At 66.8% G+C, this 9,393-nt stretch carries 14 protein-coding genes; 3 read left to right on the top strand and 11 right to left on the bottom strand.

The genetic code is table 11. The features are described from left to right. Positions 1-74 precede the first annotated feature (74 nt). A complete protein-coding gene (locus AC1PUL_RS11380) occupies positions 75-695 on the bottom strand; it encodes a phage tail tape measure protein (protein WP_480464308.1) in 621 nt (206 codons plus the stop codon). Between the two features lie 120 nt (positions 696-815). Here AC1PUL_RS11380 and AC1PUL_RS11385 point away from each other — a divergent pair, with 120 nt between their 5' ends. Both AC1PUL_RS11385 and AC1PUL_RS11390 read left to right on the top strand, forming a co-directional pair. Continuing rightward, on the top strand, positions 816-1,145 hold the full coding sequence (locus AC1PUL_RS11385) for a nucleotidyltransferase domain-containing protein (RefSeq protein ID WP_480464309.1): 330 nt from the start codon (positions 816-818) through the stop codon (positions 1,143-1,145). Next, on the top strand, positions 1,123-1,614 hold the full coding sequence (locus AC1PUL_RS11390; RefSeq protein WP_480464310.1) for a ribonuclease toxin HepT-like protein: 492 nt from the start codon (positions 1,123-1,125) through the stop codon (positions 1,612-1,614). The genes AC1PUL_RS11385 and AC1PUL_RS11390 overlap by 23 nt, the downstream gene beginning before the upstream one ends. Before the next feature lie 289 nt (positions 1,615-1,903). Here the strand turns inward: AC1PUL_RS11390 and AC1PUL_RS11395 are convergent, their stop codons facing one another. The 3 genes from AC1PUL_RS11395 to AC1PUL_RS11405 are packed head-to-tail and all read right to left on the bottom strand — an operon-like array spanning position 1,904 to position 2,944. Then, entirely contained in the window at positions 1,904-2,107 is a 204-nt protein-coding gene (locus tag AC1PUL_RS11395) for a rcc01693 family protein (protein ID WP_480464311.1), read from the bottom strand. Continuing rightward, positions 2,104-2,529 carry a gene transfer agent family protein gene (locus AC1PUL_RS11400; RefSeq protein WP_480464312.1) on the bottom strand — a complete coding sequence of 142 codons (426 nt, stop codon included), beginning with the start codon at positions 2,527-2,529 and terminating at the stop codon, positions 2,104-2,106. The genes AC1PUL_RS11395 and AC1PUL_RS11400 overlap by 4 nt, the downstream gene beginning before the upstream one ends. 7 nt (positions 2,530-2,536) lie before the next feature. Then, on the bottom strand, positions 2,537-2,944 hold the full coding sequence (locus tag AC1PUL_RS11405; RefSeq protein WP_480464313.1) for a phage major tail protein, TP901-1 family: 408 nt from the start codon (positions 2,942-2,944) through the stop codon (positions 2,537-2,539). Positions 2,945-3,385: 441 nt separating this feature from the next. On the opposite strand from AC1PUL_RS11405, the gene AC1PUL_RS11410 reads away from it, so the two are divergent. Further along, the gene (locus tag AC1PUL_RS11410) at positions 3,386-4,624 is read left to right on the top strand and encodes an MFS transporter (protein ID WP_480464314.1); all 1,239 of its coding nucleotides are present in this window, start codon (positions 3,386-3,388) and stop codon (positions 4,622-4,624) included. Between the two features lie 244 nt (positions 4,625-4,868). Here AC1PUL_RS11410 and AC1PUL_RS11415 read toward each other — a convergent pair whose 3' ends face one another. From AC1PUL_RS11415 to AC1PUL_RS11445, 7 genes are all read right to left on the bottom strand, one after another. Continuing rightward, positions 4,869-5,267, bottom strand: coding sequence for a DUF3168 domain-containing protein (locus AC1PUL_RS11415; protein ID WP_480464315.1), 399 nt, complete (start codon positions 5,265-5,267; stop codon positions 4,869-4,871). Next, positions 5,264-5,485, bottom strand: a complete 222-nt coding sequence (locus tag AC1PUL_RS11420) for a hypothetical protein (protein ID WP_480464316.1) — start codon at positions 5,483-5,485, stop codon at positions 5,264-5,266. The genes AC1PUL_RS11415 and AC1PUL_RS11420 overlap by 4 nt, the downstream gene beginning before the upstream one ends. Then, a complete protein-coding gene (locus AC1PUL_RS11425) occupies positions 5,482-5,817 on the bottom strand; it encodes a phage head closure protein (RefSeq protein ID WP_480464317.1) in 336 nt (111 codons plus the stop codon). The genes AC1PUL_RS11420 and AC1PUL_RS11425 overlap by 4 nt, the downstream gene beginning before the upstream one ends. Before the next feature lie 2 nt (positions 5,818-5,819). Then, positions 5,820-6,389 carry a head-tail connector protein gene (locus AC1PUL_RS11430; protein ID WP_480464318.1) on the bottom strand — a complete coding sequence of 190 codons (570 nt, stop codon included), beginning with the start codon at positions 6,387-6,389 and terminating at the stop codon, positions 5,820-5,822. Positions 6,390-6,748: 359 nt separating this feature from the next. Then, complete coding sequence (locus tag AC1PUL_RS11435) at positions 6,749-8,080, bottom strand: phage major capsid protein (RefSeq protein ID WP_480464319.1); 1,332 nt, start codon at positions 8,078-8,080, stop codon at positions 6,749-6,751. Positions 8,081-8,085: 5 nt separating this feature from the next. After that, positions 8,086-8,661 (bottom strand): HK97 family phage prohead protease, encoded by a 576-nt coding sequence (locus AC1PUL_RS11440; protein WP_480464320.1) that lies wholly within the window; start codon positions 8,659-8,661, stop codon positions 8,086-8,088. Positions 8,662-9,010: 349 nt separating this feature from the next. Further along, positions 9,011-9,331: a DUF6107 family protein gene (locus tag AC1PUL_RS11445; RefSeq protein ID WP_480464321.1), complete on the bottom strand. Its 321-nt coding sequence runs from the start codon at positions 9,329-9,331 to the stop codon at positions 9,011-9,013. Positions 9,332-9,393 lie beyond the last annotated feature (62 nt).

The following is a 9,393-nucleotide window of genomic DNA, read 5'->3' on the forward strand; positions in this document are numbered from 1 at the left end:
GCGCCCGCGCCCCGCGCGGGCCTCGAAGGATCACCGTCCTACTCCCTACTCCCTACTCCCTAACTCCCTACTCGCTACATCCCCCGCCGCCCGCGCCCGACCGAACGCGCCAGCATGGCCGTGATCTGCCCTTCGCTCCTGGCAAAACTCGCCGCATCGCTCGCCGTCACCTGGAAATGGATGACCGTCGTCCCGCCACCGCCTTCGGCTGCAACACCCAGCGCCCCATCTGATCCGCGCTTCAGCGGCAGGATCGCCTCCGCCCCCGCCTCGCCCATCAGCCCGGTCCCGCCGGCCATGGGGAAGTAAGTGGGTGCCGAGACCACGCCGCCCTCGGCAAAGGGCGTGACCCGTCCGGGCATGCCGCCTTGCGCAAAGGCGCTGAGGCCACCAGAAACGGCCGATCCCAAACCCGAGGACACCCCCGAGGACAGGCCGTTGATCAGATTGCCCGCGACACCGCCGAGCAGGTTTTCGAGCGGCTTGAGACCCGCCGAAAGGGCGATGTCGGTCAGCCTGAGCCCCACCCCGCGCAACACCTCCTCCAGCCCCTTGCCCCCTGTCGTGGCCCCCTTCAGCGCCGAGGTGAGCACCCGCCCGAAACTTGCCGAACGGCTTTCGAGCTCGTCGAGCACGGAAAGCGCCTGCGCGCCGTCGAGATCGACGGAGAGCGCCAATGTATCGTCATCGGTCATCGGATTTCCTTTCCTCTACTCCGCCCACCGTGGGATTGCATCCTGTGCCCCTCTTCACGCAGAGCCTGGCCACTTCCTGTCGTGCCACGCTTGCGCTACAGTTATGGAAGGAGAAGGCTGATGAACCGCATGCAATCGTTGATCGCCGAAAGGCTTGAACCCAGGCTCGCATTGGCTCAGCGTCTCGTGGCCGCAATCGTGCAAGAGGCCGCTGGCGAAGGTATTGTCGTCACGCCCATCGGCTCACTGGCGCGTGGCGATTTTCGCATTCATTCGGATATCGACCTGCTGGTTCGAGGCCCTCTATCGCCAGCGCGCCGTCTACAGGCCGAGCAAATCGCGGCCTCGCATTTGCGCGGCACCCATCTGCCGTATGATCTCATCTTCGAGGCCGATCTTGAGGCTGACAGGGTAGACGAGCTTCTGCATGACGCCCTTCACGCTTGCTGAATTCTCGCGGCTTTCGCCAAGGCTCGATCGTTGTGATCGCGAGCTTGGCCAGCTCAGCGACTTCTTCGATCGCCACAGAAGCGATGTTCTGGCTGGTGACTGGGGCGCCGTCTCCGCTGCCTCGCTTGGCGTGCACAACGTCTATAACGGGATTGAGGACATCCTGATGAGCCTCGCGCGCGATCTTGATGGCTCGGCCCCGACAGGCCCCACGCTGCACCAGGACATACTCGACCAGATGGCCTCGGAACTGGCTGGCCGCAGACCGGCACTGCTCTCGCCCGATCTGCATATACAGCTCACCGAACTCAAGGGTTTCCGCCACCTCGTCCGACACAAGTATGGCTTCGATCTCAAGCCCGAGAAAGTCGTCGACAATGTCGAGCGGCTGCAGAAGGTCTTCCCGACGTTTGCCAAGCGACTGAAGGACCTGCACGACCAGCTCGCCGAGCGATCCCCCGCACCCTGAGGCGCCCTCGCCTGGCGAGGGCCTCGAAGGGCGAGGCCACCCCCTCAAGCACAAACCGATCCTTCGAGGCCCCTGCTGTCGCAGGGGCACCTCAGGATAAGGCCCCATGCGGCTTCCACCCACCTCCCCCTTGAGGGGGGAGGTCGCCGCGAAGCGGCGGGTGGGGGTGACGCGGGAGAAGCAAGCCAAGCTCACCCCACCCCGGACCTGCGGTCCGACCCTCCATCTCAAGGGAAGCGCGGCTTCGGCGCCAGCGGCACCGCCCCAAGCGGAGAGAGACACGCCGACGCTAATCCGGAAACCGCGCCATCAGGGCCTCCACCTCGCCGCGCGACATCCCGGCCTGTGGCGAGAACGCCCCCGCCATGGCCGCCAGTTCCGGCAGGCTCAGGCCCCAGAAAACCTCAGGAGACAGCCGCAGACGGGCGAGCCCGAGCGCCATGACCGTTTCCCAGGGAAACGGCAGCGCCCCTCGCCCGTCTGCGGCCCTCAAGGGGAGGTGCCGCCCTCGCCGGTTCTCCGCTCGCTTGGAGCCCGATCCCCCGGTGCTGCACCATCCGCGTCAGCACCGAAGGTCACGGCTAGCAACTCGCCGACCACCCGGGCTGCACCCGCCACGCCGCCATCCACCGCCATCTCGGCCACATCGGCATCCGATAGCCGGTTGCCGCCGCCGCGCAGACCGCAGGCGAGAATGCGGGTGAGATCCGCACTTTTCAGCCTGCCACTCGCAAACCGGGCCGCGAGATCGGCGAGGCTGTCTGCCCCAAACGCCGTCTCCAGCTCGGCCAGCGCGCCGAGCGTCAGGCATAAGATCCGCCGCTCGCCGTCGATCACCGCCTCCACCTCGCCGCGATGGCGGTTGGCGCGGTTCACCGTGACAGGCTCGCGCCTCTCCCGTTCATAGCCCCGCATGGCCGCCTCACAGCGTCGCGAAGGAAACGGCACCGGCCGATTCCAGCGCGATCTCGAAGGTCACCTCGCCGTCGTGATTGCCGGCATAATCGAGTGCTGTCACCTGAAACGGCGCCGTCACCGTGCCGAAATCCGGGATCACCACCTGATAAGTGAGGATCGATCCGGCAAAGAAGGCCGCCCGGATCAGCGCATCGGAAGCCGCATCCTTGAACAGACCCGAGCCGGTCAACCCGGCGCGCCGGACACCCGCCCCCTCCAGCAGCTCCCGCCAGCGCCCGGCGCTTTCGCTATCGGTGACATCGACGGTCTGCGCATTGAAGGCGAGCCGCCTCGCCCTCAAGCCCGCCACCGTCACAAACCCCGCCCCATCCTCGACCTTCAGCAACAGATCCTTGCCCTTCTGCGCACCCATGGCGTCTCTCCTTTGATGATGTGTGTGAATGCTGCTGGGACGAGACGCTTGGGGCGGCGCATCTCCCCCCTTGCGGGGGAGAACGGAAAATCGAAGGGTTAGGCGAGCGCAAGCCGCCTAAACTTCAGATTTTCCAAGAGGGGGGCAGTGTTCTGCTGGCGCTAAAGCTTACCAAGCCCCCCTCTTGCAAAATCTCAAGGTTTGGCCCTGATCGGGCCAATTCCTCTCAAAGCCTTCGCGCGGCGTCGCGCACGGGCCTCCGCTCGCTGAAATCGATTCACTGGATCGATTTCTGGCCTGCGGCCACCACTCCGAAGTCTCCCACGCCAGGGGGGAGATGGCCCGGAGCTAACAGCGCCCCGCAAGATTTCGCCCTATCGTCCGTGTCCCGACCGGCCTAGAACAAACCGCCCGCCCCGACACACTCCCCCGAGTCCCCGCATGAACATGCCCCGCACCCTCCTCGTCGCCGCGCTCGCGGTCTCGCAGATCCTCGGCTGGGGTACGACCTATGAAATGCCGGCCGTCTTCGGCCGCGCCATGGCCGCCGATCTCGGGCTCGCCAATGAAGTGGCCTTTGCCGGCCTCACGGTGATGATGCTCACCATGGCTTTTCTCGGGCCCTTTACCGGGCGGCAGATCGCCCGGCATGGCGCGTCCCGCGTACTCGCCATGGGTTCGGTGCTGATGGCCGTGGGTCTCGTCACCCTCGCTCTTTCCACCAGCCTTGCGACCTATGCGCTCGCCTGGCTGATCCTCGGCGTCGGCGGCTCCTTTGCGCTCACCGTGCCGGCCTTCGCCGCCGTCGTCGAGCGCGAGGGCCGCGATGCGCGCCGCGCCATCGGCATCCTGATGATCTTTACCGGCCTCTCCTCGGCCGTCTGCTGGCCGCTTTTGACGCTTGCAGGCGAGGTCCTCGGCTGGCGCGGCGCCCTGCTTGCGGCAGCCGGCGCCCAGCTGGCCATCGCGCTCCCCGTGCATCTGGCGCTCGGCCGCATCGCCATCACCCGCTCGGAGGAAGACCGCGCCGCCGATGCGATCGAACCGCTCGCCTTGAGCCCGCGCCTGGCAACGATATCCTTCCTGCTGATCGCACTCTCGACCTCGCTTGCCAGCCTGATGACCTTCGGGCTTTCGCCACAGCTCCTGCATATCCTGGAACTTTCGGGCGCCACGCCGGCGCTTGCGCTGCAGCTCGGATCGCTGCGCGCCGTCTTCGGCATTACCGCCCGCGCCTTCGATCTGGTGCTCGGCAAGCACTCGTCGCCGGTGACAACAGGCCTTGCCGGCACTGCCATGCTGACGGGCTCGACGCTGCTTTTGATCTTCTCCTCGGGCACGCCGTCGAGCCTGCTTATCTTCACCGCGCTCTACGGCTTCGGCTCGGGCGTCACGACACTTGCCCGCGCCACTCTGCCGCTCGCCTTCTTCTCCGCCAGCCGCTTCGCCCGCCAGTCGGCCCGCCTGTCCCTGCCGCAAAACCTCGCCAACGCCACCGCCCCGGTGCTGATGACCGCCGTCATCGACCGCGCCGGCATCTCCACCGGCCTCGTCCTCGCCACCCTGCTCGCCGCCACGGGTTTTCTGGCCATCCTGGCGCTGGCGGTGATCGCGCGGCGGGGACGGGTCCCCGATCCCATCTCCCCCCTTGTGGGGGAGAAAGGAAAATCGAAGGCTTAGGCGAGCGCAAGCCGCCTAAACTTCAGATTTTCCAAGAGAGGGGCAACGTTCTGTCGGCACTCACCTTACGGAGCCCCCCTCTTGCGAAATCTGAGGTTTGGCCCTGATCGGGCCAATTCCTCTCAAAGCGTTCGCGCGGCGTCGCGCTCAGGCCTTCGTTCGCTGAAATCGATTCACTGGATCGATTTCTGGCCTTCGGCCACCGCTCCGAAGTCTCCCCCGCAAGGGGGGAGATGAAACTGCCTCACTCCATCACCGCCCGAAACCCTGCCTCCGCGACAAACAGCCCGGCCTTGACCTCGCGCCGGCTCGCCGTCCGGCGATGGCGAAAATTCACCAGCCGAAACCCGCCCAGCATCTCCGGCAAACCATCGGCCACCCGCCTCACCTCCGCGACCAGCCCTTCGGCCTCGCGGCGTGACACCGCACTCCAGGCCTCCAGCGTCAGCAGGATCTCCGCGCCTTCGGCCTCGGCGGTCGAAAAATCCCGCGCCTCGACCGGACCGATCACCAGCGCCGGAAACCGCTGCGGCCGGACCGTCCGGTCGGACAGACCCTGGACCCCGAGTGCTGCCATCAGCGTCGCATCCGCCTTCACCGCCTGTTGAAGTGCCGCCAGCAAGGCATTGACCGCATTCGTCATGTGATGTCTCCCCGATCGCGGACAGGCGTGTCCTCGTCCATAACGCCCACCATGTGCATGCCCAGCATCCCGCGCTGATCCGTGTCCTGCCGCTCGCCAGCCGCCAGCGAAAGCCCATCCCTCGGCCGCGCGAGCCGACCCTTAAGCGCCCGCCGCAAAACATCGCCCAGGCGCCTGCCGGTGTCCTCCAGCGCCGTCCTCTCCCTTGCGCCGCTCATCCCGTCACCTCGCGACACAGCACCAGCTGAAATCGCCCGGTCTCGTCGGGATCGCGCAGGGCCAGGATTTCGAAGACCCGCGCGCTCTTGCGAAACCGCTGCCCAGCCGCGAGATCAGCGCGCGCGCGCACCGTCAAATGATGCGTCACCGTCGCCACCAGCCCCGGCCCCTTCTCCTCCTCGGCAAAGGAACGCGGCTCGATCAGCGCCCAGACGCGGGCAACCTCGACAAACCCCGTTACCGCCCCGCCCTGACCGTCGTCCACCGGCTCCGGCCGCTCCAGCACCAGCCGCGCCGTCAGCCGGCCGGCATCGATATCCAGCAGAACCATGGTCAAAGCCCCCGCCGGCAGAAGGGTGCGATCAGCCGCTCGTAACCCGGCGGCACGACCGCCGGCTGGGCATCGAACGCCACCACGCCCCGGCAGGCAAACATCGCCGCGACATGCGTGAGCATCGCTCGCTTCAACGTCTCCGGCACATCGGCGCCGCTCTCGCCAAAACCAGCTGCAAACTCCACCTCGATCCCGTTGATCGCCCGCCCCGGCTGCGGCACATCCCGCAGCCAGAGCCGCGCCGGCCGCGCTTCGCCATCCAGCAGATGCCCGGCGAGATCGACCGCCTGCGGCTCACCCTCGCCATCATAAACCGTCACCGAAGCGACGGCCCGGACCGGCCCGCGCGCAATCGTCACGATCCCGTCCGCCGGCCAGTCGTCGAGACACAGCCTGAAATCCCTCGCTGCCAGCACCAGCCCCGTCTCCCGCTCAAGATGCTCGCGGGCGACGATGGCGAGTGCTGCAAGCAGCGCATCCTCCTCCTCGCTATCCAGCCTCAGATGCGCCCTGATCTCGCCAAGCGTCAGCGGCTCCACGGTGGGAGGGGTTAGTTCGATGATGGTCATGGGGGGATCCTTGGCAACGAATTGCAGGTAGCCCCTCACCCTGAGGCGCCGGGCCACGCCCGGCCTCGAAGGGCGAGGCCAGCTGTTGAATGCAAAAACGGATGCTTCGAGGGGCGCTCGCGCGCCCGCCTCAGCATGAGGGCGGTGGCGGGCTTCTCGTCCTTCTCCCCGCCTGCGGGGAGAAGGTGGCGGCAGCCGGATGAGGGGCAAAATGGCAAAGCATGGGGGGCCACTACCCACCTCCCCCTTAAGGGGAGAGGTCGCCGCAAAGTGGCGGGTGGGGGTGACCCGGCGTCAAACTGGCGCAGTTTCACCCCACCCCGGAGCTACGCTCCGACCCTCCCCCTTAAGTGGAAGGGTCAAACCCCAAACTTCACCAGCTTGATCGCCTCGAAGTCCTGCACGCCGCCGCCGACGCGCTTGGTCGTGTAGAACAGCACATAGGGTTTTGCCGAATAGGGATCGCGCAGCACGCGCACGCCCACCCGGTCGACCACCAGATACCCGGCCCGGAAATCACCAAAGGCGATCGCCGTCGCATTGGCCGCGATCTCCGGCATGTCCTCGGATTCCGCCACCGCAAATCCCATCAACGAGGCGGGATCGCCGGCCCTGGCCGGTGGCGCCCAGAGATAATTGCCGTCGGCGTCCTTCAGCTTGCGCACGGCCCCTTGCGTCCTTCGGCTCATCACGAACGTGCCGTTCTGACGATGCCCCGCCTTCAGCGCATAGACCACGTTGATCAGCACGTCGGAGGCCCCGCTTGCCGCAAAAGCCCCCGCCGCGCCGGTGGCTACAGTGCCGATCTTGCCCCATTCCCAGGCGCCGTCATCCACCTGGTCGTAAGACAGAAACCCCTTGGGCTTCAGCACGCCGTCACCCGAGACGAAGGCCTCGCCCTCCTGTTCGGCAAACGCGATGTCGACTTCCGCCGCGATCCAGGCCTCGATGTCGACGGCGGCATCGTCGAGCAGACCTTGGGTTGCCGCCGGCATCGCATAGAGCTCCATGGTCGGGAAAGCGAGTTCGGAGAGTTCCGGCGTCCCGGTCTGCGTGCGCGCCGCCGTCTCGGCCACCCAGCCGCTCGCAAAGCCGCTCGCGGCAAAGGGCTTCTTCAGCACGGCGCTTGAGACCTGCCGCACGGTCGCGAGCGACCGGATCGGCGAGATGACCCTCAGCCTGCGGCCGATCTCCTCGTCCACCTGCGGCGGCACCAGATAACCGCCATCGCCGGAGACGCCTGCCGACAGCGCCTTCTGGTCGAGATCGCGCAAGGCTGCATCATCGCCGCGCCGCACATAGGCCTCGAAGGCCGCCTTGTGTTCGGCCAACCCCGCCTCGTCGCGGCCGGGACGCTCCAGCGCCGGACGGCGCTTCTTCAGCACCAGTTCGTCGAGAAGCCGGCTCTGCTCGTCGATCGCCTTGTTGATCCGCTCGACCTTGTCGCGGGTCACGACGTCACTTGTCAGCTTCTCCTCGATCTCGCCCAGCCGCTCGTCATTCGCCTCCTTGAAAGCCTCGAAGGCCGTCATGAATTCGGCAAAGGCCGCCGTCACCGTATCGGGCGCCGCCTTGACCTCGGGTGCGAGCCTGACCGGCTCCCTCTTCACCCGCCTGGCGCGACGCCCGCCCGCCGCATCCGTCACGTCCTGCCCCGTCCTGCCCTCACCCGTCATCATCGCGTCTTCCATGTCGCTCATCCTTTCGTAAAGTGATTGTTCGCCATCGAGCGAGCCGCCCGGCGCATCAGCCGGACAAGCTCGGTTTCCCTGTCGCGGTAAAACCGCCTGTGCTTGACATTGGAGACCCTGGCCGTCGGCAGCATGGGAAAGGTCACCACGGAGATCTCCCAGAGATCGGCCTCGAGAATGCGCCGCACCCCCGTCTTACGGTCACTCCTGGTCTTCACCGCGCGAAAGCCGATCGAGAGCCCATCGAGCGCACCCGCCTTCATCAGCGCATGCACCTCGCGGGCACGGGCGACGTCGGTCGCCAGTTTCCCCTCGACATAAAGCCCCCGCTCGTCCTCGCGGATCACGGTCCAGCGGCCGATCACCTCGGCCGGATCGTGCTGGTAGAGCATGCGCACACCGCCCGCCCCGCGCTTTGTCAGCGAAGCGGCAAAAGCCCCGGGCTCGATCGCGTCTCGCCCAAGATCCACCTCGCCGAACAGGCTCGCATACCCCGAAAACCGCCCATCGCCGGCCACGCCCTTCAGCGTCAGCCCGGCATAACAAAACCGCGGCGCCCCCGCCGTTTCCAAAGCCTGCATGGCTCGTCTCCTCGTGATGTTGATTTGGTTTGGCTGCCCAAGGGGCGGAGGCGGTGCCCACCCACCTCCCCCTTGAGGGGGGAGGTCGCCGCAAAGCGGCGGGTGGGGGTGATCCTGGCCGCGAGTGGAATGCTGAACTCAGACTGAGGCGCCACCGCGTCACCCCACCCCGGAGCTGCGCTCCGACCCTCCCCCTCAAGGGGAGGGTAAATAGCCGCTCCGCCCTTAACCCCTCACCCTGAGGTGCCCTCGCCATGCGAGGGCCTCGAAGGGTCAGGGCCACCCATTACATCCACGCAGCATCCTTCGAGGCCCCTGCCTGCGCAGGGGCTCCTCAGGATGAGCGCGTTCACCCACCCACCTTGTCCCCCGCCCGGCCCGTCAGCCGCACCAGGACACCGAGCCCCCACCAGGCGGTAAACGACGCCAGCGTCGCCCCCGCCAGCATGATTTCCGCCGTCGTGAGCCGGCCCTCGAGCCCCAGCTGCCCGGCGCCCCAGACACCCGTCGGCCCGCCGAAGATCAGCCCGCAGGCAACGCCGGTCAGAAAACGGACCGCCGCCTCGCGGCGATGTTTGGGAAGCAGATAGACCAGCGAGATCGCGGAACCCGCGACAGCACCGACCAGGCGCGCGGAGGTCACCCCGCCGTCATGGCCGAAGTCAGTCATTTGTTCATCTTTCGCGGTTAGCTTTTTGGGTGAGCGCCGGCCGGAACGATCCCGCCCCAAAG

The organism is Rhizobium sp. P43 (genome assembly GCF_056730705.1).

Coding starts and splice junctions, on each gene's coding strand:
- AC1PUL_RS11400 (WP_480464312.1), bottom strand. CDS start 2,529: ATGCGGGGCTATGAACGGGAGAGGCGCGAGCCTGTCACGGTGAACCGC.
- AC1PUL_RS11420 (WP_480464316.1), bottom strand. CDS start 5,485: ATGAGCGGCGCAAGGGAGAGGACGGCGCTGGAGGACACCGGCAGGCGC.
- AC1PUL_RS11390 (WP_480464310.1), top strand. CDS start 1,123: ATGACGCCCTTCACGCTTGCTGAATTCTCGCGGCTTTCGCCAAGGCTC.
- AC1PUL_RS11380 (WP_480464308.1), bottom strand. CDS start 695: ATGACCGATGACGATACATTGGCGCTCTCCGTCGATCTCGACGGCGCG.
- AC1PUL_RS11385 (WP_480464309.1), top strand. CDS start 816: ATGAACCGCATGCAATCGTTGATCGCCGAAAGGCTTGAACCCAGGCTC.
- AC1PUL_RS11440 (WP_480464320.1), bottom strand. CDS start 8,661: ATGCAGGCTTTGGAAACGGCGGGGGCGCCGCGGTTTTGTTATGCCGGG.
- AC1PUL_RS11405 (WP_480464313.1), bottom strand. CDS start 2,944: ATGGGTGCGCAGAAGGGCAAGGATCTGTTGCTGAAGGTCGAGGATGGG.
- AC1PUL_RS11410 (WP_480464314.1), top strand. CDS start 3,386: ATGAACATGCCCCGCACCCTCCTCGTCGCCGCGCTCGCGGTCTCGCAG.
- AC1PUL_RS11430 (WP_480464318.1), bottom strand. CDS start 6,389: ATGACCATCATCGAACTAACCCCTCCCACCGTGGAGCCGCTGACGCTT.
- AC1PUL_RS11445 (WP_480464321.1), bottom strand. CDS start 9,331: ATGACTGACTTCGGCCATGACGGCGGGGTGACCTCCGCGCGCCTGGTC.
- AC1PUL_RS11435 (WP_480464319.1), bottom strand. CDS start 8,080: ATGGAAGACGCGATGATGACGGGTGAGGGCAGGACGGGGCAGGACGTG.
- AC1PUL_RS11415 (WP_480464315.1), bottom strand. CDS start 5,267: ATGACGAATGCGGTCAATGCCTTGCTGGCGGCACTTCAACAGGCGGTG.
- AC1PUL_RS11425 (WP_480464317.1), bottom strand. CDS start 5,817: ATGGTTCTGCTGGATATCGATGCCGGCCGGCTGACGGCGCGGCTGGTG.